This window comes from Nocardioides sp. BE266 (assembly GCF_031457855.1).
GTDB lineage: Bacteria > Actinomycetota > Actinomycetes > Propionibacteriales > Nocardioidaceae > Nocardioides.
On record NZ_JAURTI010000004.1, the window covers coordinates 571,008 to 594,321 of the forward strand.

Annotated in this window: 23 protein-coding genes; 13 read left to right on the plus strand and 10 right to left on the minus strand. The window is 70.5% G+C overall.

The annotated features are described in order from the left end of the window. Positions 1-9: 9 nt before the first annotated feature. The 6 genes from pgl to tkt are packed head-to-tail and all read right to left on the minus strand — an operon-like array spanning position 10 to position 8,099. Positions 10-753, minus strand: a complete 744-nt coding sequence (pgl, locus tag J2X46_RS15075; RefSeq protein WP_310251901.1) for a 6-phosphogluconolactonase — start codon at positions 751-753, stop codon at positions 10-12. After that, positions 750-1,667, minus strand: coding sequence for a glucose-6-phosphate dehydrogenase assembly protein OpcA (locus tag J2X46_RS15080; protein ID WP_310251903.1), 918 nt, complete (start codon positions 1,665-1,667; stop codon positions 750-752). The genes pgl and J2X46_RS15080 overlap by 4 nt, the downstream gene beginning before the upstream one ends. Then, positions 1,667-3,190 (minus strand): glucose-6-phosphate dehydrogenase, encoded by a 1,524-nt coding sequence (gene zwf / locus J2X46_RS15085; protein WP_310251905.1) that lies wholly within the window; start codon positions 3,188-3,190, stop codon positions 1,667-1,669. Before zwf ends, J2X46_RS15080 begins: the two co-directional genes overlap by 1 nt. After that, positions 3,190-4,842 carry a glucose-6-phosphate isomerase gene (gene pgi, locus J2X46_RS15090; RefSeq protein WP_310251907.1) on the minus strand — a complete coding sequence of 551 codons (1,653 nt, stop codon included), beginning with the start codon at positions 4,840-4,842 and terminating at the stop codon, positions 3,190-3,192. The genes zwf and pgi overlap by 1 nt, the downstream gene beginning before the upstream one ends. After that, on the minus strand, positions 4,839-5,954 hold the full coding sequence (tal, locus tag J2X46_RS15095) for a transaldolase (RefSeq protein WP_310251909.1): 1,116 nt from the start codon (positions 5,952-5,954) through the stop codon (positions 4,839-4,841). The genes pgi and tal overlap by 4 nt, the downstream gene beginning before the upstream one ends. Before the next feature lie 30 nt (positions 5,955-5,984). Further along, positions 5,985-8,099 (minus strand): transketolase, encoded by a 2,115-nt coding sequence (tkt, locus tag J2X46_RS15100; protein WP_310251911.1) that lies wholly within the window; start codon positions 8,097-8,099, stop codon positions 5,985-5,987. Positions 8,100-8,315: 216 nt separating this feature from the next. Between tkt and J2X46_RS15105 the strand changes: the two genes are divergently transcribed. The 3 genes from J2X46_RS15105 (at position 8,316) to J2X46_RS15115 (ending at position 11,092) form a co-directional block, all read left to right on the plus strand. Continuing rightward, on the plus strand, positions 8,316-9,317 hold the full coding sequence (locus J2X46_RS15105; protein ID WP_310251913.1) for a heme o synthase: 1,002 nt from the start codon (positions 8,316-8,318) through the stop codon (positions 9,315-9,317). A gap of 219 nt (positions 9,318-9,536) precedes the next feature. After that, positions 9,537-10,622: a hypothetical protein gene (locus tag J2X46_RS15110; RefSeq protein ID WP_310251915.1), complete on the plus strand. Its 1,086-nt coding sequence runs from the start codon at positions 9,537-9,539 to the stop codon at positions 10,620-10,622. After that, positions 10,622-11,092, plus strand: a complete 471-nt coding sequence (locus J2X46_RS15115) for a class F sortase (protein ID WP_310251917.1) — start codon at positions 10,622-10,624, stop codon at positions 11,090-11,092. Before J2X46_RS15110 ends, J2X46_RS15115 begins: the two co-directional genes overlap by 1 nt. A gap of 8 nt (positions 11,093-11,100) precedes the next feature. On the opposite strand, the gene J2X46_RS15120 is transcribed toward J2X46_RS15115, so the two are convergent. From J2X46_RS15120 to J2X46_RS15130, 3 genes are read right to left on the minus strand one after another with little or no spacing between them, the layout of a single operon-like run. Beyond that, positions 11,101-12,027 carry a COX15/CtaA family protein gene (locus J2X46_RS15120; RefSeq protein WP_310251919.1) on the minus strand — a complete coding sequence of 309 codons (927 nt, stop codon included), beginning with the start codon at positions 12,025-12,027 and terminating at the stop codon, positions 11,101-11,103. Continuing rightward, the gene (locus tag J2X46_RS15125; RefSeq protein ID WP_310251921.1) at positions 12,027-12,806 is read right to left on the minus strand and encodes an ABC transporter permease; all 780 of its coding nucleotides are present in this window, start codon (positions 12,804-12,806) and stop codon (positions 12,027-12,029) included. Before J2X46_RS15125 ends, J2X46_RS15120 begins: the two co-directional genes overlap by 1 nt. Beyond that, the gene (locus tag J2X46_RS15130) at positions 12,803-13,741 is read right to left on the minus strand and encodes an ABC transporter ATP-binding protein (protein WP_310251923.1); all 939 of its coding nucleotides are present in this window, start codon (positions 13,739-13,741) and stop codon (positions 12,803-12,805) included. Before J2X46_RS15130 ends, J2X46_RS15125 begins: the two co-directional genes overlap by 4 nt. Positions 13,742-13,820: 79 nt before the next feature. Between J2X46_RS15130 and J2X46_RS15135 the strand changes: the two genes are divergently transcribed. From J2X46_RS15135 to J2X46_RS15180, 10 genes are all read left to right on the plus strand, one after another. Continuing rightward, entirely contained in the window at positions 13,821-14,822 is a 1,002-nt protein-coding gene (locus J2X46_RS15135) for an ATP-binding cassette domain-containing protein (protein WP_310251925.1), read from the plus strand. Beyond that, positions 14,819-15,646 carry an ABC transporter permease gene (locus J2X46_RS15140; RefSeq protein WP_310251926.1) on the plus strand — a complete coding sequence of 276 codons (828 nt, stop codon included), beginning with the start codon at positions 14,819-14,821 and terminating at the stop codon, positions 15,644-15,646. Before J2X46_RS15135 ends, J2X46_RS15140 begins: the two co-directional genes overlap by 4 nt. 70 nt (positions 15,647-15,716) lie before the next feature. Then, the gene (locus J2X46_RS15145) at positions 15,717-16,424 is read left to right on the plus strand and encodes a metalloregulator ArsR/SmtB family transcription factor (protein ID WP_310251928.1); all 708 of its coding nucleotides are present in this window, start codon (positions 15,717-15,719) and stop codon (positions 16,422-16,424) included. Further along, on the plus strand, positions 16,421-17,839 hold the full coding sequence (gene sufB, locus J2X46_RS15150; RefSeq protein WP_310251930.1) for a Fe-S cluster assembly protein SufB: 1,419 nt from the start codon (positions 16,421-16,423) through the stop codon (positions 17,837-17,839). The genes J2X46_RS15145 and sufB overlap by 4 nt, the downstream gene beginning before the upstream one ends. 43 nt (positions 17,840-17,882) lie before the next feature. Next, complete coding sequence (sufD, locus tag J2X46_RS15155) at positions 17,883-19,085, plus strand: Fe-S cluster assembly protein SufD (protein WP_310251931.1); 1,203 nt, start codon at positions 17,883-17,885, stop codon at positions 19,083-19,085. Next, positions 19,085-19,420, plus strand: a complete 336-nt coding sequence (locus tag J2X46_RS15160) for a non-heme iron oxygenase ferredoxin subunit (RefSeq protein WP_310251933.1) — start codon at positions 19,085-19,087, stop codon at positions 19,418-19,420. The genes sufD and J2X46_RS15160 overlap by 1 nt, the downstream gene beginning before the upstream one ends. Continuing rightward, positions 19,417-20,175, plus strand: a complete 759-nt coding sequence (gene sufC / locus J2X46_RS15165) for a Fe-S cluster assembly ATPase SufC (RefSeq protein WP_310251935.1) — start codon at positions 19,417-19,419, stop codon at positions 20,173-20,175. Before J2X46_RS15160 ends, sufC begins: the two co-directional genes overlap by 4 nt. A gap of 35 nt (positions 20,176-20,210) precedes the next feature. Further along, positions 20,211-21,449, plus strand: a complete 1,239-nt coding sequence (locus J2X46_RS15170) for a cysteine desulfurase (RefSeq protein WP_397214595.1) — start codon at positions 20,211-20,213, stop codon at positions 21,447-21,449. After that, the gene (gene sufU, locus J2X46_RS15175; protein ID WP_310251936.1) at positions 21,446-21,901 is read left to right on the plus strand and encodes a Fe-S cluster assembly sulfur transfer protein SufU; all 456 of its coding nucleotides are present in this window, start codon (positions 21,446-21,448) and stop codon (positions 21,899-21,901) included. The genes J2X46_RS15170 and sufU overlap by 4 nt, the downstream gene beginning before the upstream one ends. Continuing rightward, a complete protein-coding gene (locus J2X46_RS15180) occupies positions 21,898-22,278 on the plus strand; it encodes a metal-sulfur cluster assembly factor (protein ID WP_310251938.1) in 381 nt (126 codons plus the stop codon). Before sufU ends, J2X46_RS15180 begins: the two co-directional genes overlap by 4 nt. Here J2X46_RS15180 and J2X46_RS15185 read toward each other — a convergent pair whose 3' ends face one another. After that, positions 22,279-23,247, minus strand: coding sequence for a superoxide dismutase (locus J2X46_RS15185; protein WP_310251940.1), 969 nt, complete (start codon positions 23,245-23,247; stop codon positions 22,279-22,281). It abuts the gene before it with no gap. Positions 23,248-23,314: the final 67 nt, after the last annotated feature.

Below are 23,314 nucleotides of genomic sequence, written 5' to 3' on the forward strand. Positions count from 1 at the left end.
AGTGCCCGGTCAGCGTTGGGGGGCGGCGGCGTCGTCGAGCCACCAGACGGTCTCGACGGTGCCGCGGGGGACGCGGGCGGGGCACTCGACGGCCTCGGGGGAGCCGGGGGCGGCCGGGCCGGAGAGGGCGCGGGCGATCGCGTCGGCCTTGTCGGCTCCGGCGGCGACGAACCACACCGCGTTGCTGCGCTCCATCGCCTCGAAGGTGAGGGAGAGCCGCTCGGGCGGGGGCTTCGGCGACCCCTCGACAGGTACGACGATCGCGTCGGCGACCACGGCCGCAGGATGCCCGGGGAAGAGCGAGGCCACGTGCCCGTCGGGGCCGATGCCCAGCATCAACACCTCGAAGAACCCCGCACCCCGCTCCCGCACGGTGGCGCTGTAGGCATCGGCCGCCTCGGTGAGGGACAGGCCGGCGTCGCTCGGCGGCATGACGTGGACGTTGTCGGGGTCGACGCCGACGGCGTCGATGAACGCCCGGTGGGCCTGGACCTCGTTGCGGTCGTCGGAGCCGGCGGGCACCCAGCGCTCGTCGCCCCACCACAGCACGACGCGCGACCAGTCCACGTCGGACTCGGCGGACAGGCGGGCGATCGCCCGGTGGATCTCGTCGGCGATGCTGCCGCCCGTCAGGCCGATCTGGGGCACCTCGCCGCGGGCCTGGGCCGCGGCGAGCCGCTCGAGCAGCGCAGCGGCCACGTCGGCGGCGAGCTCGCCCCGGCTCGGGAAGGGCCGGACCTCGGAGACGCTCACTTCCTCGCGCCCCCCTCGAGCTTGACCAGCTTGGCCGCCGTGGCGGCGTACATGTCGTCCTCGTCGAGGCGCCGCAGCTCCTCGGCGAGCAGAGCGGGCACCTCGCGGCGCTTCAGGGCGACCGGGCGGTCCGGCCGGTGCGGCGAGGAGAAGGTCGCGAGCCGGCCGTCGGAGCGCGAGATGCTGATCGGCCCCTCCTTGGTGTCGAGCGTGACGTCGGTGATGCCCGGGCCGGCGGAGTTGGCACGCTTCACCGCCACCTTGAGGCGGTCGCACAGCCAGGCGACGAGCAGGTCGGCGCTCGGGCTGATCCGCTCTGCGGTGACCGTCGCGCCGGTCGCCTTGAGGGGGTGCTGGTCGAGCGCGGCCGCCAGCAGTGCACGCCACGGCGTGAGCCGGGTCCAGGCCAGGTCGGTGTTGCCGGGGGCGTAGGAGCGGCACTGGGTGAGCATCGCGGTCGACTTGCCTCGCGAGACCGCGGCGGCGTCAGTGATGCGGCGCTGCGCGAGCTTGCCGAGCGGGTCGTCGGCCGGGTCGTCCGGAGCCGCGGTCGGCCACCAGATGGCGACGGGGGAGTCGGGGAGCAGCAGCGGCAGCACGACGGAGTCGGCGTGCTTGACCACCTCGCCCTTGAGCCGGATCAGGGCGGTCTCGCCGCCCCAACCGTCGCCGCTGCCGACCTGGGCGTTGACGTGCGGTGCGCCGCGGCCGTCGCCCAGGATCACGCCGAGCACCCGCGACGGGTGCTCGCGCGAGGCGCGCTTGGCGGCCTGCATCGCCTCGACGGCGTCGTCCTCGGGCGCCACGATGATCAGGGTCATCACCATGCCCATCGCCGGGCTGCCGGCACGGGTGCGCGCACGGACGAACTCCGCGGCGATGCCGGACGAGGTGGTGTCAGTGAGCTCGATCATCAGGGCCTCCTCCAGGTGCGGCCCTCGCGGGCCAGCATCGCGTCGGCGGACGCGGGTCCCCACGTGCCGGAGTCGTACTGCTCGGGCTTGCCCTTCTTCGCCCAGTGCTCGAGCACGGGGTCGAGGATCTTCCAGGACAGCTCGACCTCCTCGTGCCGGGGGAACAGCGGCGGGTCGCCGAGCAGGACGTCGAGGATCAGCCGCTCGTAGGCCTCGGCGCTGGCCTCGGTGAAGGAGCCGCCGTAGGCGAAGTCCATGTTGACGTCGCGGATCTCCATCGCCGTGCCCGGCACCTTGGAGCCGAACCGCATCGTCATGCCCTCGTCGGGCTGCACGCGGATCACGAGGGCGTTCTGGGTGAGGTCCTCTGTGGCGGTCTGCGTGAACGGCAGGTGCGGAGCCCGCTTGAAGACGATCGCCACCTCGGTGACACGGCGACCGAGCCGCTTTCCGGTGCGGAGGTAGAACGGCACGCCTGCCCAGCGGCGGGTCTCGACGTTGACCGTGATGGCGGCGAAGGTCTCGGTGGTGGAGGTCTTCTTGATCCCCTCCTCCTCGAGGAAGCCGTTGACCTTCTCACCACCCGCCCAGCCGGGGGCGTACTGCCCGCGCGCGGTGGTGAGGTCGAGCCGCTTCGGCAGGACGGTGGAGGCGAGCACCTTCTGCTTCTCGATGCGCAGGCTCTCGGCGTCGAAGGCGATCGGCTCCTCCATGGCGACGAGCGCCATCAGCTGGAGGAGGTGGTTCTGGATCACGTCGCGGGCGGCGCCGATGCCGTCGTAGTAGCCCGCGCGACCGCCGATGCCGATGTCCTCGGCCATCGTGATCTGCACGTGGTCGACGTAGTTGGAGTTCCAGATCGGCTCGAACATGTTGTTGGCGAAGCGCATCGCCAGGATGTTCTGCACCGTCTCCTTGCCGAGGTAGTGGTCGATCCGGAAGATCGAGCCCGACGGGAAGACGCCGGCGAGGATGTCGTTGAGCTCGCGGGCCGACTCGAGGTCGTGGCCGAACGGCTTCTCCACCACCACGCGCCTCCACTGGTCCTCGCGGTGGTCGGCGAGGCCGTGCTCCTTGAGCTGCCCGACCACGGTGCCGAAGAAGCCGGGCGGGATGGCGAGGTAGAACGCCATGTTGCCGCCGGTGCCGCGGAGCTGGTCGAGCTCCTCGATGGTGCGCCGCAGCTGGTCGAAGGCTATATCGTCGTCGAAGTTGCCCGGCACGAACCGGAAGCCCTCGGAGAGCTGGTTCCACACCTCCTCGCGAAACGGGGTGCGCGCATGCTCGCGTACCGCGTCGTGCACGATCTGCGCAAAGTCCTGGTCGGCCCAGTCGCGCCGCGCGAAGCCGACGAGGCTGAACCCCGGCGGCAGCAGGCCGCGGTTGGCCAGGTCGTAGATCGCCGGCATGACCTTCTTGCGCGACAGGTCGCCCGTGACGCCGAAGAGCACGAGGCCGCACGGCCCGGCGATCCGGGGGAGGCGGCGGTCCTGCGGGTCGCGGAGGGGATTGACGTACGTCATCAGGCTCGGTGCTCCTGGTAGTAGGAGATGAGGGACTGCGTGGAGGGGTCCTGCTGGGCGAGGACGTCGGCGTCGCCGGAGACGGCCGGGCCGAGCTGCTGGGCGAGCTGCTTGCCGAGCTCGACACCCCACTGGTCGAAGCTGTCGATGCCCCACACCGCGCCCTCGACGAACGTGATGTGCTCGTAGAGCGCGATCAGCTGGCCGAGCACGCCGGGCGTCAGCGCGGGCGCCATGATCGACGTGGTGGGCCGGTTGCCCGGGAAGGTCCGGGCCGCGACCAGGTCCTCGGCCACGCCTTCGGCGCGCACCTCGTCGGCGGTCTTGCCGAAGGCGAGCGCCTTGGTCTGGGCGAAGAAGTTGGCGAGGAACAGCTCGTGCACGTCGGTGTCGCCGTCCCGGAGTCCGTACGACGGCGTGGCGAAGGCGATGAAGTCCGCCGGGATGATCCGGGTGCCCTGGTGGATGAGCTGGTAGAAGGCGTGCTGCCCGTTGGTGCCGGGCTCGCCCCAGAAGACCTCGCCGGTGTCGTAGCCGACGGCAGCGCCGTCCCAGCGCACCGACTTGCCGTTGGACTCCATGGTGAGCTGCTGGAGGTAGGCCGGGAACCGGTGCAGCAGCTGGGCGTAGGGGAGGACCGCGTGCGTGTGGGCACCGAGGAAGTTGGTGTACCAGACGTTGAGCAGGCCCATCTTCAGCGGCACGTTGGACTCCGCCGGCGCGGTGCGGAAGTGCTCGTCCATGGCGTGGAACCCGGCGAGCAGCTCGGCGAAGTGCTCCGGGCCGATGGCGACGACCAGGGAGAGGCCGATGGCCGAGTCCATGGAGTAGCGGCCTCCCACCCAGTCCCAGAACCCGAAGGCGTTGGCGGGGTCGATGCCGAAGTCGGCGACCTTGTCGAGCGCCGTCGAGACCGCCACGAAGTGCTGGGCGACCGCGGCCTTCTCGTCCGTGCCGGACGGGAGGTGCTCGAGCAGCCACGCCTTGCAGAGCCGGGCGTTGGTCAGCGTCTCGAGCGTGCCGAAGGTCTTGCTGGAGACGATGAACAGCGTCGTCTCGGGGTCGAGGCCGGAGAGCTTCTGCCCGGCGTCGGTCGGGTCGATGTTGCTGATGAAGCGGCAGGTGAGCCCGTCCTGGCGGTAGGGCTCGAGCGCCTCGTAGGCCATCACCGGCCCGAGGTCCGAGCCGCCGATGCCGATGTTGACCACGGTCTCGATCCGCTTGCCGGTCACGCCGGTCCAGTCGCCGGACCGCACCCGTTCGGCGAACGCGTAGACCCGGTCGAGGACCTCGTGGACGTCGGCCACCACGTCCTGCCCGTCGACGGTCAGCGACGCGCCGCGGGGCAGCCGCAGGGCGGTGTGGAGCACGGCGCGGTCCTCGGTGACGTTGATGTGCTCACCGGCGAACATCGCCTCGCGACGACCGGCCAGGTCGACCTCCTCGGCCAGCCTCAGCAGGGCAGCCTCGACGTCGGCGTCGAACAGGTTCTTCGACAGGTCGACGTGGAGCTCGGCCGCCTCCAGCGACTGGTCCCCGACCCAGGCGGGCGTCAGGGCGCCGCGCAGGTCGGGTCGGAAGGCCTCTGCGAGGCGGGCCAGCTCGGCCCACGCTGATGTGGTCGTGGGATCGACCGGCCCGCTGGAGGTCACGACCGTGCGGCCTCGAGCGACGCGGCCAGGGTCGTCTGGAGCTCGTCCCAGGCGACGACGAACTTGTCGACGCCCTCCTTGATCAGGACCTCGATCACGTCGTCGTAGTCGATGCCCGCGTCGGCGAGCGCCTGCATGTGGGCGGCGGCGTCGTCGTAGAACGGCCGCACCCGGTCACCCCGCACCTCGCCGTGGTCGGCGACGGCGTCGAGGGTCTTCTCGGGCATGGTGTTGACGGTGTCCTCGACCACCAGGTCGACGACGTACATCGTGTCGTCGTAGTCGGGGTTCTTCACGCCGGTCGAGGCCCACAGCGGCCGCTGCTTGCGCGCGCCCTTGGCCTCGAGGGCCTCCCAGCGCGGGCCGGCGAAGAACTCCTCGAACATCTGGAACGCCAGCCGCGCGTTGGCCACGCCGGCCTTGCCCTTGAGGTCCGGGTCGGTGCCGGGCCCCTCGGTCGTGGCGTCGAGCCGCTTGTCGATCTCGGTGTCGACGCGCGAGACGAAGAACGACGCGACCGAGTGGATGTCGGCGAGCTCGTGGCCGTTGGCGTCGGCCTGCTCGAGCCCGGTGACGTAGGCCTCCATCACGTTGCGGTACTGCTCGAGGCCGAAGATCAGCGTGACGTTGACCGAGATGCCGGCCGCGATCGTCTCGGTGATGGCGGGCCAGCCCTCCTCCGTGCCCGGGATCTTGATGAGGAGGTTGGGCTGGTCGACGATCGACCAGAGCTCGGCGGCCTCCTTCACCGTCGAGGCGGTGTCGTGGGCGAAGCCGGGGGAGACCTCGATCGAGACGCGGCCGTCGACGCCGTCGGTGGCGTCGAAGACGGGCCGCATCACCGTGCAGGCCTCGCGGACGTCGTCGGTGGTGATCGTCTGGGTCGCCTTGTCGACGTCGGCACCGGCAGCGGCGAGCTCGCGCACCTGCGGGTCGTAGCGCTCGCCGTCGGCGAGCGCGGCCTGGAAGATCGCCGGGTTGGACGTCACGCCCACCACGTTGCTGTTCTTCACGAGGTCGGCGAGGTTGCCGGTCTCGAGTCGCTCGCGCGACAGGTCGTCGAGCCAGATGGACACCCCGGCGTCGGCCAGGGCCTTGAGACGGTCGTTCATGGTGTGCCTCCCGTGCGTGGGTGGGTGGGATCAGGCGTTGACGACGGCGATGCTGTCGCGGGCCGCGTCGGCGACGGCCTGGGCGGTGATGCCGAACTCGGTGTAGATCCGGGCGAAGTCGGCCGAGGCGCCGTAGTGGTCGATCGAGATGATCCGGCCGTTGTCGCCGACGATCTCGCGCCAGCCCTGCTTGACGCCTGCCTCGACGGAGACGCGCGCCTTCACGGTCGGCGGCAGGACGGTGTCGCGGTAGGACTCGTCCTGCTCCTCGAACCACTCGAGGCAGGGCATCGACACGACGCGGGCGTCGATGCCGTCCTCGGCGAGCAGCCGGCGGGCCTCGACGGCGAGCTGCACCTCGGAGCCGGTGCCGATCAGGATCACGTCGGGCGTGCCCTTCTCGGCGTCGACCAGCACGTAGGCGCCGCGGGCGACGCCCTCGGTGCTCTGGAAGCCGTCGGTGCCACGCGGGAAGACCGGCACGTTCTGCCGGGTCAGCGCGAGTGCGGCCGGGGTGTTGGTGCGCTGCAGGATGTGGTGCCAGGCCGCGACCGTCTCGTTCGCGTCCGCAGGGCGTACGACGTCGAGGCCGGGCATGGCGCGCAGGGCGGCGAGGTGCTCGATCGGCTGGTGGGTCGGGCCGTCCTCGCCGAGGCCGATGGAGTCGTGGGTCCAGACGTAGGTCACCGGCAGCTTGCTCAGGGCGGCGACCCGGACAGATCCGCGCATGTAGTCGGAGAACGTGAGGAACGTGCCACCGAAGACGCGGGTGAGCCGGTCGGCGGCGATGCCGTTCATGATCGCGCCCATGCCGTGCTCGCGGATGCCGAAGTGCAGCACCCGGCCGGCGTGCGGGTCCGTGCTCCACTCGCCGACCTTCGAGACCTCCGGGCCGACGGAGGGCGCGCTGGTGATCGTGGTGTTGTTCGAGCCGGCGAGGTCGGCCGAGCCGCCCCACAGCTCGGGGAGCACGGGAGCCAGGGCGTTGATGACCTTGCCGGACGCGGACCGGGTGGCCACGCCCTTGGCGTCGGCCTCGAAGGTCGGCAGGGCGGCGGGCAGGTCGACCGGGAGCTCGCGGCGCTTGAGGCGGTGGAGCAGCTCGGCGGACTCCGGGTGGGCCTCGGCCCACGCGGCGTACTGCTCGTCCCACTCCGCACCCCACGCGGCGCCGCGCTCGCGGAGCTGCCGGGTGTGCTCGAGGACGCCGGGCGGCACCTCGAACGTCTGCTCGGCATCGAAGCCGAGGACCTTCTTGGTCGCGGCGACCTCCTCGGCGCCGAGCGCACTGCCGTGGGCGGCCTCGGTGCCCTGGGCGTTGGGTGCGGGCCACGCGATGATGGTGTCGAGCACGATCAGGGACGGCTTGTCGGTGACGGCGCGGGCCTTGCGGACCGCGGAGTAGAGGGCCTTGACGTCCTCGACGTACTCCTTGCCGCCGTTGGTCCAGTCGACCGTCTGCACGTGCCAGCCGTAGGCCTCGTAGCGCTTGGCGACGTCCTCGGTGAAGGCGATGTCGGTCTCGCCCTCGATCGAGATGTGGTTGCGGTCGTAGATCATCGTGAGGTTGCCGAGCTTCTGGGTGCCGGCGATCGAGCTGGCCTCGGAGCTCACGCCCTCCTCGAGGTCACCGTCGGAGGCGAGCGCGTAGACGTGGTGGTCGAAGAGACCCTCGCCGGGAGCGGTGTCCGCGTCGAGCAGGCCGTGCACGCGGCGGGCCGAGAGGGCCATGCCGACGGCGTTGCCGACGCCCTGACCCAGCGGCCCGGTCGTGACCTCGACGCCGGCGGTGTGGCCGAGCTCGGGGTGGCCGGGGGTCTTGGAGCCCCACGTGCGCAGCGCCTTGATGTCGTCGAGCTCGAGGCCGAAGCCGCCGAGGAAGAGCTGGATGTAGAGGGTGATGCTCGAGTGGCCGCACGACAGGACGAAGCGGTCGCGGGCGACCCACTCGGGGTCGGCGGGGTCGTGGCGCATGACCTTCTGGAACAGCAGGTACGCCGCCGGCGCCAGGCTCATGGCCGTGCCGGGGTGGCCGTTGCCGACCTTCTGCACCGCGTCCATCGCCAGCACGCGGACCGTGTCGACGGCCTTGTCGTCGATGTCGTCCCACTCGAGGGTGGCGGGCAGGGCGGACTTCTCGGTCAACGCAGTTCCTCTCGGTGGAGTCAGGGCCTCGTGCGGGTGGGGAGTGCGGGATCACAGGTCCCCCGGGGTGGCCTCGACTGCGAGCCTATCGCCGTGGCCGAGTAGACTCGACCCCGCCCGAGGGTCGCTCCGGACGCCTGTTCAGCTGGCGGTCCGCACCCTCCGGTTCCCCGAAGCCCGCGTCCCATCCGTCCCCGTTCTCCCGAGGTCCTCACCGTGTCCCAAGCCGGCCCGCACGCCGCTGCGTCCGACCGGCCGTCGACCGGTGACGAGGGTGCGGCCGGCACCTCCGCCGGGAGCACCGGAGAGCCTCCCGAGCCCGGACGCAAGACCTGGCAGGACGTGGTCGCGGCCTACGTCGGGCTGACCAAGCCGAGGGTCATCGAGCTGCTGCTCCTCACCACCGTGCCGGTGATGTTCTTCGCCGAGCGCGGCATCCCGCCGCTCGGCCTCGTGGTCGCGACCGTCATCGGCGGCGCGCTCTCCGCGGGTTCTGCGTCGGCCTACAACTGCGTCTACGACCGCGACATCGACGAGCAGATGCGCCGTACGCGTCGTCGCGCGCTGCCGCGCCACATCGTCTCGGCCGGCTCGGCGCTCGTCTTCGCCACCGTCCTCGCGGTCGTGTCGACGGTGGTGCTGGGGCTGTGGGTCAACTGGCTCTCGGCCGGGCTGTCGCTGCTGGCCAACGCGTTCTACGTCTTCGTCTACACGATGCTGCTCAAGCGGCGCACCACGCAGAACATCGTGTGGGGCGGCCTCGCGGGCTGCTTCCCGGCGCTCATCGGCTGGACGGCCGTCACCGGCGAGCTGGCCTGGACCCCCGTCGTGCTGTTCCTGGTGGTCTTCTTCTGGACGCCGCCGCACACGTGGGCGCTGGCGCTGCGCTACCGCGAGGACTACGCCAACGTCGACGTCCCGATGCTGCCGGTGGTCAAGCCCGCGGCCGAGGTCGGCCGCCAGGTCGTGGTCTACAGCTGGGTGATGGTCGCGGTGTCGCTGCTGCTGTGGCCGGTCGCCGGCACCAGCCTCGTCTACCCGGTCGCCGCGGTCGTCCTGGGCGCGGTCTTCCTGGTCGAGGCGCACCGGATGTGGGGCCGCGCGAAGGCGTCCGAGGTGCTGTCGGACATCAATCCGATGCGCCTGTTCCACGCCTCCAACCTCTACCTCTCGCTGCTCTTCGTGGCCGTCGCACTGGATCCCTTGCTCGGTCGCTAGCGCACTGTTGGTGAAACGTCCCGGAACTGAGAGTTTCTAGAGAACCTCTTGAGAATTCCTTCCGTGTGACTCTCCGTCAGATCCCGTTGAATCATCCAAATTGAAGAGGCGCAGGGCCTCTTCTGGATGCATGGGGGTTACACGAAGATGTTGAGCGCGCCGCGTCAGCGACTGACCGAGGGCCGTGGGGGCCCCGCCGGCAGGAGCGTGTCGAGGATCATGACGCTGGTGGTGGCCGTCGGCTTCGCCATCGTGGGCCTCGCTGCTCCTTCGAGCGCACACCACAACACGATCAATGGCAGCGTGAGCTGTCGCGACGGCGGCGGCTGGACCGTCACCTGGCAGGTCACCAACAGCGAGCAGCGGACCGAGACGATCACCTCGTCCAACCGTCCGTCCGCGGTGCCGGTGGGCACGACGCTCACCTCCACCCAGACCCGGAGCTTCACCGAGGCCGTGACCACCAAGCCGTCATCGACCGTGACGCTGACCCTCGGTGCCCGCTGGACCAACGGCGTCACCCAGACCAACTCCGGCTCGATCCCGGTGGCGTCCTTCACCGACAGCTGCAACGTGACGAAGGTCGTTGCGCCCACCGTCCCCGTCGTGGACGACTGCGGCCCGGGCAACGCCCACTTCGGCACCGTGCCGAGCGGTCCCTGGACCTCGGTCCTCAACCCCGATGGCAGCCTGACGATCACGGCCAACCAGGGCTACGTCTTCAGCAACGGCCAGACCTCCGTCACCTACCCGGCGCCCGCCGACAGCAACCAGCCGTGCGTCACCGGAGCTCCCGTCGTCCCGGTCGTCGACACGTGCGGCCCCGGCAACGCCCACTACGGCACCGTGCCGAGCGGTCCGTGGACCTCGGTGGTCAACCCCGACGGCAGCGTCACCATCACCGCCAACCCGGGTCACTCGTTCGGCAACGGCCAGACCGTGATCACGCTGCCCGCTCCCGCTGACAGCAACGAGCCGTGCGAGGTGCTGCCCGCCCAGGTCAAGGTCGTCAAGGCGTTGGCCAAGCACATCGACAAGTGCGGTCTGGCGAGCGACCTGTTCAAGGTGAGCAAGCGACCCGGCGTGGTCTACACCGTCAACGGCACCGTGCTCCGCCAGGGCGTCTGGCTGAAGGCCCGCACCCTCAAGGGCGCCAACGGCAAGGCCGGCTCCTACGGCATCACCGTGCGGGCCCGCGCGGCTGACGCGACCTACCGCCTCGAGGGCAAGCAGTCGTGGCGGATGACCTTCAGCACGAAGGCGTGCGCCAAGGCTCCCGAGATCGCGCCCCACACAGGTTCGTGATGCGTCGCGCCGCGATCCTCGCGGTGCTGCTCTGGCCGATCGTGCTGGTCGGTCAGGGTGCGGCCCAGGCCGCCCCTGACCGACTGCAGATCGCCCGCACCGGCACCGACGCCGTGGTGGTGAAGGTTCCCGCGCGCAACGACACCCTCGACGTCGGGTGGCGCCTGCGCGGCACCGTCTACACCTGGGCCAAGGGCGACCCGCCCTGCGACCCGTCGGGCAGCACCGTGTACGCCGGTCACGCCTGGCGCGCCGGCAACGGCGTGGCCGACCACTGGGGCCGGCTCCGCAAGGGCGACCGGATCAGCGTCGGCGGCTGCCGCTTCGAGGTGACCAGGCGCGAGTACTGGGCGGCCAACCGCCGGATGGGCTCGCTCTACTCGGTCTCCGGGCCGCCGCGGATCGTGCTGGTGGCCTGCAAGGCCGACGACTACTCCAAGCGCACGGTGATCTTCGCCCGCAAGCTCTGAGGGCAGGACTACGGCAGGCGGGTCGCGGCGTCGTGCTGCGGCTCGCCGTCCGCCGTCGCCTCGTGGGCGGCGTGGTGGGGGAGCACGGCCAGCGCGATCCGGCCGAGGCCTGCCGCCAGCAGCGCCGCGCCCAGCATGTGCAGCGCCACGAGGCCGACGGGCAGGTCGAGCCAGTACTGCACCCATCCGAGCACGCCCTGGAGCAGCTCGATCAGCAGCACCAGCCCGGTCACGGTCGCCAGCCAGCGGTGCCCACCGCGGAGCGCGACGACCAGCAGCGCGAGTGTGAGCGCGACCAGCACGTAGACGGCGTACGCATGGACGTGCGAGACCGTCGCCGGGTCGAGGCCGTTGCGCGGGGAGTCGGTGTCGCCGGCGTGCGGCCCGGCTCCGGTGACGACGGTGCCGAGGTAGAGCACGACGCAGCCGGCCGCGGTCGTCGCCCAGGCGAGGGCGCGGGGAAGCGCGGGCGCAGCGGCCCGGTCGGGGCTGCGCAGCTCGTCGAGCAGTGCGATGCAGACCATGATGATCGCCATCGAGATCAGGAAGTGGCCCGCCACGATCCAGGGGTTGAGGTCGGTCAGCACCGTGATGCCGCCGAGCACCGCCTGGAACGGGATGCCGAGGCCGATGACGAAGGCCAGGCGGGTCGCCCGGCGGTGCCGCGCGCCCAGCGCCGCCAGGAAGCACAGCAGGGCGATCGCGGCGAGCAGGAAGGTGAGGGTGCGGTTGCCGAACTCGATGACACCGTGGATGCCGAGCTCGCCGTGGGCGACGTACGACTCGTCGGAGCAGCGCGGCCACGTCGGGCAGCCGAGCCCGGAGCCGGTGAGGCGCACGGCGGCGCCGGTCACCACGATCCCGATGTTGGCGAGCAGGTTGGCGACCGCGAGCGGCCAGAGGTACCGGGCGAGCCGGTCGAGCAGGGCAGACATCATTCCCACCTGAAGGTCCGGGCAGTGAGCACCGTGCCGACGACCGACCAGGCGGCGAGCACGAGAAGAGAGCGGCCGTCGATGCTCGCGTGGACGAGAGCGTCGCGCATCGCCTCGCCGAGGGCGGCCGACGGCAGCCAGGTGATCACCGGCGACGCGGCGCCGTACGTGCTCGTGGGCAGCACGACGCCGCCGCCGGCCATGAGCAGGAGGTAGACGAGGTTGGCGAGGGCGAGCGTCGCCTCGGCCCGCAGCACGCCGGCCACGAAGAGCCCGAGGGCCGCGAAGGCCGCGGTGCCGAGCGCGATCGCGAGTGCGGTGCCGGCGACGGACTTCAGCGGGTGGTCGAGAGTCGGCTCCCAGCCGAGGACCAGGCCCACGACGACGAGCACCACGAGCTGGAGCAGCACCACGTTGAGCAGCGCGAGCACCTTGCCGAGCAGCAGGCCGTGCCGGGGGAGCGGTGAGGAGCCGAGCAGCTTGATCACGCCGTAGCGCCGTTCGAAGCCGGTCGCGATCGCCACGGAGGTGAAGGCGGTCGACATGACGGCGAGCGCCAGCACGCCCGGGGTGAGGATGTCGACCGGCCGGTGGCCGTCGAGGTCGATGCCGATCCGGTCGGCGACGGCGACACCGCCCACCAGCACGATGACCGGGATGACGATCGCCAGCAGCAGCTGCTCGCCGTTGCGCAGCATCAGCCGCGCCTCCATCCGCGACTGGGCGAGCACCATCCGCGAGAGCGAGGCACCACCGGGTGCGGGCGTGAAGGTGCTCACGGCGCCAGCTCCCGTCCGGTGAGCTCGAGGAAGACGTCCTCGAGGTTGCGCTGGCCCAGGTTGAGCGTCTCCGGCAGCACGTCGTGCTGCTCGCACCACCGCGAGACCAGGCCCAGGGTCGTCGAGTCGGCCGGACCGTGGATCAGCATGCTGACCTCGTCGAGCTGGCGTACCTCCGTGTCGGGGCCGAGGTCGGCACGCAGCGACTCGGGGGCACCGTCGGGGAACGGCCGGTTGACGACGAGGCGGATGGTGGCGGAGCGGCCCTCGCGGGTCAGCTCGCCCGGCGTGCCGGTGGCGATGACGCGGCCCCGGTCGATGATGTGGATCCGGTCGGCGAGCCGCTCGGCCTCGTCCATGTGGTGGGTGGTCAGCACGACGGTCACCCCGTCACCGCGGATCTCCTCGAGCAGCTCCCAGGTCGTCCGCCGGGCCTGCGGGTCCATGCCCGCCGTCGGCTCGTCGACGAAGACCAGCTCGGGGCGCCCGACCAGCGCGATCGCGAGCCCGAGCCGCTGCTGCTGCCCGCCGGAGAGCCGGCGGTAGGGCGTGCGCCCGCAGTCGGCGAGGCCGAGCCGGTCGCTGAGCATGTCGGTGTCGAGCGGGTGGGCGTGCAGGGACGCCATGTGGTCGAGCATCTCCCGCGCCCGTACGCCGCTCCACGCGCCGCCCGACTGCAGCATCACGCCGATCCGGGGGAGCAGGTCCGCGCGGTCGCGCCGCGGCTCGAGGCCGAGCACGCGGACGGTGCCCTGCTGCGGCACGCGGTAGCCCTCGCACGTCTCGAGCGTGGTGGTCTTGCCCGCGCCGTTGGGTCCGAGGACGGCCGTGATCGACCCGCGGGCCACCTCGAGGGACAGCCCGTCGACCGCCACCTTGTCGCCGTACGCCATCACCAGGCCGTCGATCTCGACAGCGGGGGAGGCGGGTGGCACGTCGCGAAGTCTAGGTCGGGGCGTCGGCCCCCCGAATTCGAGGGGCGCGGTGTCGGTGGCCGCGGATAGCGTGGGTGACATGACACGCTCTCTCGCCATCGAGGCCGAGGGCCTCGTCAAGCACTTCGGCGACACGGTCGCCGTCGACGGGGTCTCCTTCGTCGTCCCCGAGGGCTCGGTCCTCGGGCTGCTCGGCCCCAACGGCGCCGGCAAGACCACCACGGTGCGGATGATGACCACCCTGACCCGCCCGACGGCCGGCACCGGACGGGTCGCCGGCCACGACATCCTCACCGACCCGGCCGCCGTGCGGCGCAGCATGGGCCTCACCGGCCAGGCCGCCACCGTGGACGAGCTCCTGACCGGCCGGGAGAACCTCCGCCTCATCGGCTCGCTCTACGGTCTCGACTCCGGCTACATCAAGCGCGCCAGCGACGAGCTGCTGGAGCGGTTCTCGCTGGCCGACGCCGGCGACCGGATCGCCAAGACCTACTCCGGTGGCATGCGACGGCGCCTCGACCTGGCGGTGAGCCTGATCGCCACGCCGCCGGTGTTGTTCCTCGACGAGCCCACGACCGGCCTCGACCCGCGCTCGCGCGTCGAGCTGTGGGAGGTGCTGCGCGAGCTGGTCGCCGACGGCACGACGCTGCTCCTGACGACCCAATACCTCGAGGAGGCCGACCAGTTGGCCGACAACATCGTGGTGATCGACCGGGGCACGGTCATCGCCGAGGGCACGCCGCTCCAGCTCAAGGACCAGTCGGGGGCGGCGGCGCTCGTGGTCACCGTCTCCAACGCGCCCGACCTCGAGCAGGCCGAGGCGCTGCTGCTTCCTCACGTGCGCGAGGTGCACGTCGACGCCGGCGCACGCCAGCTGACCGCGCCCGCCGAGGGTCTGGCCCACATGACCCGCGTGGCCGGCATCTTCGACGAGAGCGGCATCGTCCTCGACGACATCGGGCTCAAGAGGCCCAGCCTCGACGACGTCTTCCTCCACCTGACCGGCCACCGTGCCGAGGAGCGGCTCGACGACGACACCGACGAGACCACCGACGCGCCGGCAGGGGAGATGGCCCGATGAGCACCACCCTCGAACGACCCGAGATCCGACCCACCGGGCTGCTGACGCAGGCGTGGGCGATCGCCCGGCGCAACTTCCTCCACATCAAGCGGATGCCCGAGATGTTGATGGACGTGACCATCCAGCCGGTCATGTTCGTGCTGCTCTTCGCCTATGTCTTCGGCTCGTCCATCGACGTCGACACCGCCGCCGGCTACCGCGCCTTCCTGCTCGGCGGGATCATGGCGCAGACCGTCGCCTTCGCCTCCTTCATCGTGGCCGTGGGCCTCACCGCCGACCTCGACAAGGGCATCGTCGACCGGATGCGGTCGCTGCCGATCAACCCGGCGGCGGTCCTCGTCGGCCGGAGCATCTCCAGCCTGGCCCACTCCTCGATCGGCCTGGTGGTGATGTCGCTGACCGGCCTGGTCATCGGCTGGCGCATCCACACCGACCCCTTCCAGGCCGCCCTGGGCTACCTCCTGCTCCTCGGCTGGGGCTTCGCGATGATCTGGGTCGGCATCTGGGTCGGCTCGGCCATGCGATCGGTCGAGGCGGTCAACGGCGTCATGTTCGCCACGATGTTCCCGATCACCTTCCTGGCCAACACCTTCGCGCCCACCGACCGGATGCCGACCGTGCTGCGCTTCATCGCCGAGTGGAACCCGATCTCCTCGCTCACCCAGGCGGTGCGCGTGCTCTGGGGCAACGACCAGCCGCTGGCCGCGGGGGCCGCGTTCCCGATGCACCACCCGATCCCGTTCACCATCGGCTGGATCGTGCTGATCACCGCGGTCGTCGCACCGCTCGCGATCCGCACCTTCCGCGCGCGCACGGCTGACTGAGAGGAGTGGTCCGGGTCACTTAGGTGACCCTTGCTTGAACGGTGAACGGCAATAACGTCACACTGGCGTTGTGGAATTCACCAGGACGGCCGCGACCCCGGACGGGGACGCACCCACGCGTGACCGCGTGGCGCGCACGATCCTGGAGAACGGGCCCTCGACGGCCGCCGACCTGGCCCGCCGCCTCGACCTCACGCCGGCCGCCGTACGCCGTCACCTCGACCACCTCGCGCTCGAGGGCGTCGTGGAGTCGCGCGAGCCCAAGGTCTACGGCGCCCGCGGTCGCGGCCGCCCGGCCAAGGTCTTCGCGCTGACCGAGTCCGGCCGCGACAGCTTCGACCAGCAGTACGACGACCTCGCCGTCCAAGCCATGCGGTTCCTGGCCGAGACGCAGGGCGAGGACGCCGTGGTGGAGTTCGCCCGTCGCCGGGTCGCGTTCGTCGAGCGGGACTACACCGCGGTGACGACGGCCGACCCCGACCTGACGCCCGCCGAGGCGTTGGCGAAGGTGTTCACCCAGAACGGCTACGCCGCCTCGGTGCGTGACCTGCCTGCAGCGAACGGGCAGAGCGTGGGGGAGCAGCTGTGCCAGCAGCACTGCCCCGTCTCCCACGTCGCCCACGAGTTCCCCCAGCTCTGCGAGGCCGAGACGGAGGCCATCGCCGCCGTCCTCGGCACTCACGTCCAGCGCCTGGCGACCATCGCCCACGGTGACGGCGTGTGCACCACCTGCATCCCCCAGACCCTGAAGCCAGCATCGAAGAAGGAGAAGGCATGACCTCCATCGAAGAACTCAACCCGGAGCTCAAGGGCATCGGCAAGTACGAGTTCGGCTGGGCCGACTCCGACGACGCCGGCGCTGCCGCGACGCGCGGCCTCAACGAGGACGTCGTACGCGACATCTCCTCCAAGAAGTCCGAGCCGCAGTGGATGCTCGACCTGCGCCTGAAGGGCCTCAAGCTCTTCCACCGCAAGCCCATGCCGACCTGGGGCTCCGACCTCGGCGGCATCGACTTCGACAACATCAAGTACTTCGTGCGCTCCTCGGAGAAGCAGGCCGCCTCATGGGAGGACCTGCCCGAGGACATCAAGAACACCTACGACAAGCTCGGCATCCCGGAGGCGGAGAAGCAGCGCCTCGTGGCCGGCGTCGCCGCGCAGTACGAGTCCGAGGTCGTCTACCACTCGATCCGCGAGGACCTCGAGGAGAAGGGCGTCATCTTCGTCGACACCGACACCGCGCTGAAGGAGCACGAGGACCTCTTCAAGGAGTACTTCGGCACCGTCATCCCGGTCGGCGACAACAAGTTCGCCGCGCTCAACACCTCGGTGTGGTCGGGCGGCTCGTTCATCTACGTGCCGAAGGGTGTGCACGTCGACATCCCGCTGCAGGCCTACTTCCGGATCAACACCGAGAACATGGGCCAGTTCGAGCGGACGCTGATCATCGTCGACGAGGACGCCTACGTGCACTACGTCGAGGGCTGCACCGCGCCGATCTACTCCTCCGACTCGCTGCACTCCGCGGTCGTGGAGATCATCGTGAAGAAGGGCGGCCGCTGCCGCTACACGACCATCCAGAACTGGTCGAACAACGTCTACAACCTCGTCACCAAGCGCGCGACCTGCGAGGCCGGCGCGACGATGGAGTGGGTCGACGGCAACATCGGCTCCAAGGTCACGATGAAGTACCCCGCCATCTACCTGATGGGCGAGCACGCCAAGGGCGAGACCCTGTCGATCGCCTTCGCGGGCGAGGGCCAGCACCAGGACGCCGGCGCCAAGATGGTGCACGCGGCGCCGCACACCTCGTCGTCGATCCTGAGCAAGTCGGTCGCGCGCGGCGGTGGCCGCACGTCCTACCGCGGCCTGATCCAGGTCAACGAGGGCGCCCACGGCTCGAAGTCCAACGTGCTCTGCGACGCGCTGCTGGTCGACCAGATCAGCCGCAGCGACACCTACCCCTACGTCGACATCCGCGAGGACGACGTGTCGATGGGCCACGAGGCGAGCGTCTCGAAGGTCTCCGACGACCAGCTCTTCTACCTCATGTCGCGCGGCATGGAGCAGGACGAGGCGATGGCGATGATCGTGCGCGGCTTCGTCGAGCCGATCGCCAAGGAGCTGCCGATGGAGTACGCCCTCGAGCTCAACCGCCTGATCGAGCTCCAGATGGAAGGCGCAGTGGGCTGATCCCCGCCGCCCGACCGACGTACGCACCGAAGAAAGTAGAGCTTTGACCGTCACCACCGAATCCGTCCGTGCTGCCCTGGAGCAGGACAAGATCGAGAGCCACCTCAACCCGGTGGGCTCCTTCGACGTCGCCGACCACCCCGTGCCGACCGGCCGCGAGGAGATCTGGCGCTTCTCGCCGCTCAAGCGGCTCAAGGGCCTCCACGCCGACGCCTCCTTCGAGGCGCGGACGTCCAAGCTGAGCTGGAACGAGCCCGAGGGCGTCTCGGTCGGCATCGTGACCGGCGACGAGGCCCGTGCCCTGCGCGGCATCAGCGGCCTCGTGCCCAACACGCGGTTCGCGGCCCGGGTCCTCGCCGAGGTCGGTCCGAGCGTCCTGGTCGACGTCCCGGCCGACACGGTGGTCTCCGAGCCGCTCGCGCTCGACATGGTCGGCCTCGGTGCCGAGGAGACCATGGGCGGCCACCTGGCCTTCCGCTTCGGTGCGCACAGCAAGGCCGTCGTGGTCATCAACCACACCGGCAGCGCTGCGGTCGCCGCGGTCGTGGAGATCGTCGTCGGTGACGGCGCCGACGTCACCGTCGTCTCGATCCAGGACTGGGACGACGACGCGGTGCACCTCGCCCACCACCAGGCGGTCGTGGGGCGCGATGCGTCGTACAAGCACGCGGCGATCTCGTTCGGCGGCGACGTGGTCCGGATGGACGCCAACGTCACCTACGCCGGTCCCGGCGGCTCCGCGGAGCTGCTCGGCCTCTACTTCGCCGACGCCGGCCAGCACATCGAACACCGCCTCTTCGCCGACCACAACGCGCCCCACACCAAGAGCCACGTGGTCTACAAGGGCGCGCTCCAAGGCGAGGGCGCCCACACCGTGTGGATCGGCAACGTGCTGATCCGCAAGGTCGCCGAGGGCATCGAGACCTACGAGGAGAACCGCAACCTCGTCCTCACCGACGGCTGCCGCGCCGACTCGGTCCCCAACCTGGAGATCGAGACCGGCGAGATCGAGGGCGCCGGCCACGCGTCGGCCACCGCCCGCTTCGACGACGAGCAGCTGTTCTACCTCCAGTCGCGCGGCGTCTCCGAGCAGGAGGCCCAGCGCCTGGTCGTGCACGGCTTCTTCAACGACCTGATCCGCAAGGTCGGCGTGCCGTCCATCGAGGACCGCCTGCTGACCACGGTCGAGGCCGAGCTCGCCAAGAACGTCCTCAAGGACCTCGCCGCGCTGGGCGGCGACGCCTGATGGCATTCGAGCGCGCCTGCGCCCTCGACGAGGTGGCGACCGACCAGGCACTCGCCGTCACCCTCGGCCGGTACGACATCGCGGTCGCCCGCGACGGCGACGAGGTCTTCGCGATCGAGAACACCTGCAGCCACGCCGAGGTCGCCCTCACCGAGGGCGAGGTCGCGGACTGCCAGATCGAGTGCTGGCTGCACGGGTCGATGTTCGACCTGCGCACCGGCAAGCCCACCAACCTCCCCGCGACCGAGCCGGTCGCGACCTTCCCCATCGAAGTACGCGGCACGGACGTGTACGTCGACACCGAGACCACCCTGAACGGAGTCACCCCCGCATGAGCAAGCTCGTCATCACCGACCTCCACGTCACCGTCGACACCGAGGACGGCCCCAAGGAGATCCTCAAGGGCGTCACCCTCACCATCAAGGAGGGCGAGACCCACGCGATCATGGGCCCCAACGGCTCGGGCAAGTCCACGCTGGCCTACTCGATCGCGGGCCACCCCAAGTACACGATCACCGGTGGCACGGTGACCCTCGACGGCCAGGACGTCCTCGCGATGACCGTCGACGAGCGCGCCCGCGCCGGCCTCTTCCTCGCCATGCAGTACCCCGTCGAGGTGCCCGGCGTCTCGGTCGCGAACTTCCTGCGCACCGCCAAGACGGCGATCGACGGCGAGGCCCCCAAGCTCCGCACCTGGGTCAAGGACGTCAACGGCGCCCTCGACCGCCTCAACCTCGACTCGTCGTTCTCGCAGCGCTCGGTCAACGAGGGCTTCTCCGGCGGTGAGAAGAAGCGCCACGAGATCGCCCAGCTCGACCTGCTCGACCCCAAGGTCGCGGTGCTCGACGAGACCGACTCCGGCCTCGACATCGACGCGCTGAAGATCGTCTCCGAGGGCGTCAACCGCTTCCGCGAGCGCGAGGGCAAGGGTGTCCTGCTGATCACCCACTACACCCGCATCCTGCGTTACATCGAGCCCGACTTCGTCCACGTCTTCGTCGACGGCAAGGTCGCCGAGTCCGGCGGCAAGGAGCTCGCCGAGGCCCTGGAAGCGGAGGGCTACGACAAGTACCTCAAGGCCAACGCCTGATCGTCGGCGACAACGAGCTGAGAAGGGAGACCACGATGGAAGGACTGCTTCCGGATCTCGACGTGATCCGCAAGGACTTCCCGATCCTCGAGCGCACGCTCGCGGGCGGGGTGCCGCTGGTCTACCTCGACAGCGCCAACACCTCGCAGAAGCCGCAGATCGTGATCGACACGATGGTCGACCACCTCGAGCGCCACAACGCCAACATCGCCCGCGCGATGCACCAGCTCGGCGCGGAGTCGACCGAGGCCTACGAGGCGGCGCGCGACAAGGTGGCGGCCTTCCTCAACGCGCCCTCGCGCAACGAGGTGATCTTCACCAAGAACGCCACCGAGGCGCTCAACCTGCTGGCCCGCACGATCGACCTCGGTCCCGGCGACAACGTCGTCATCACCGAGATGGAGCACCACTCCAACATCGTGTCGTGGCAGCTGGCGTGTGAGCGCTCCGGCGCCGAGCTGCGCTGGTTCGGGCTGACAGACGACGGCCACCTCGACCTGTCGACCGCCGACCAGCTGGTCGACGAGCACACCAAGGTGGTCGCCTTCACCTGGGTGTCCAACATGCTCGGCACGATCAACCCGGTCGTCGACCTGGTCGCCCGTGCCAAGGCCGCGGGCGCCCTCTCGGTCGTCGACGCGTCGCAGGCCGCGCCGCAGCTGCCGGTCGACGTACAGGCTGCGGGGTGCGACTTCCTGGTCTTCACCGGCCACAAGGTGACCGGCCCGACCGGCGTCGGCGTCCTCTGGGGCCGCGAGGAGCTGCTCAACGGGCTGCCCCCGTTCCACGGCGGCGGCGAGATGATCGAGACCGTCACCATGGCGCGCTCGACCTACGCCAAGGCACCCCACCGCTTCGAGGCCGGCACTCCGCCGATCGTCGAAGCGGTCGGCCTCGGTGCGGCCGTCGACTACCTCGGCCACATCGGCCTCGACGCGATCCACGCCCACGAGCAGGCCATCACCGCCTACGCCCTCGAGGGGCTGCAGTCGGTGCCGGGCGTGACCGTCCTCGGCCCGCTCGACGCGACGCAGCGCGGGGGAGCGATCTCCTTCGAGCTCGACGGCGTGCACCCGCACGACATCGCGCAGGTCCTCGACTCGCGCGGCGTCGCCGTGCGGGCAGGCCACCACTGCGCGAAGCCGGCCCACGCGCGGTTCGGCGTGCAGGCGTCCACGCGCATGTCGTCGTACCTCTACACGACGCCGGGCGAGATCGACGCGCTCGTCGAGGCGCTCCACCACACCCGCAGCTACTTCAAGGTGGACCGATGAGCACCGACCTCGACGCGCTCTACCAGGAGATCATCCTGGACCACTACAAGAACCCGCACCACAAGGGCTTGCGCGACCCGTTCGAGTCCGAGGTGCACCACGTCAACCCGACCTGCGGCGACGAGGTCACCCTCCGGGTGCACCTCTCGGGCGGGGTCGTGGAGGACGTGTCGTACGACGCCGTCGGCTGCTCCATCTCGCAGGCCTCCGCCTCGGTGCTGACCGACCTCGTGATCGGCAAGCCGGTCGACGAGGCGATGGAGATCCACCAGACCTTCCTCGAGCTCATGCAGGGCAAGGGGCAGGTCGAGCCCGACGAGGACGTCCTCGAGGACGGCATCGCGTTCGCCGGTGTCGCCAAGTTCCCCGCGCGCGTGAAGTGCGCACTGCTCTCCTGGATGGCGTGGAAGGACGCGACCGCCCAGGCCCAGACCGAAGGAGATCCCGCATGAGCGAGTCCCAGGCTGACCACAGCGACCTGCCCGAGGTCCCCGAGGCCGCCGGCCACGGCGGCACCGCGACGGTGACCGTCGACGACGTCACCGAGGCGATGAAGGACGTCGTCGACCCCGAGCTCGGCATCAACGTCGTCGACCTCGGCCTGGTCTACGGCGTGCACCTCGACGAGCACAGCAACGCCGTGCTCGACATGACCCTCACGTCCGCGGCCTGCCCGCTGACCGACGTGATCACCGACCAGACCGAGTCGGCCCTCGAGGGCCTCGTCGGCGACGTCGCGATCAACTGGGTCTGGATGCCGCCGTGGGGCCCGGACAAGATCACCGAGGACGGCCGCGAGCAGCTGCGGGCCCTCGGATTCAACGTCTGATCAGCGCGTGCGCCCTCGCGCGACCACCTGGGTGATCCAGTAGTCGGTGGTCGGTGAGGGCGTCGTCGTGAAGCGGGCGTTGGGCAGGTAGAGCGCGGACCCGAAGCGGGCGAGCGTCGTCGGCACGTCGAAGCTGGTCGAGGGATCGAGGTCGGCGGCCGTGATCGTGCGCACCAGCCGTCCGCTCGACCCGTCCCGCGAAAGCCTGAGGACGGCGATCTCGTTCGCCTGGTTGCGTACGACGTAGAGGATCCGCCCGAGGCGGAGCATGCCGTCGCCCATGGTGAGCGACGCTCCGCCGAGGTCGACCTCCGTGGCCGCGCCCGACGTGGTGTCGACCCGGTAGAGCAGGCCGGTGGTCGAGTTGACCACCAGGAGGCCGCGGCCGGTCGGGGTCGTCTCGATGCCGTTGGCCCCGAACCCGGTGCCCTGCACCCACTCGCCACTGAGCGGCACCGTGGTCGCGCTGGGAGCCGGGGCGCCTCGGCGCAGTGTGGTCAGCCGGTAGAGCTGGGGCTGCGAGGAGTCGGTGAACCAGGCTGCCCGCCGGGTAAGGACGACGTCGTTGACGAAGCTGGTGCTCGTGGTGAGCGGGACGTCGGCGAGCACGCGGCCGCTGTGCGTGTCGACAACGCGCGCGGTGCCGGCGGGCCCGCCGGCGACGTACAGGCGGTCGCGGTGGTCGGCCTTCATGCCCACCGACGGGGTGCCGGGTCCCTGGCTGATCACCGTCCCGCGACCGGTGCGCAGCGACACCTCGTAGATGTCGCCGTCGGCGAGGGAGCCGAGCCAGGCCGTCGGCCCGTCGCCGATGGCGATGCCCTCCGGCTGGAAGCCGTCGGGGAGCTCGATGCGCGCCGGGAAGGTGCCCGGCTTGTGTGCCGTCGCCCCTCCCGAGACCGCCGCGCCGGGTGGCAGGAGGGCCAGGCCGAGGACGACGGCGGTGCTGGTGACGAGCAGACGGCGCATGGGAGGCCTCCGGGTCGGTGGGGATCCTCGACCGTAACCCGGTCCGGCCGGAGCGGACCAGCCTCGT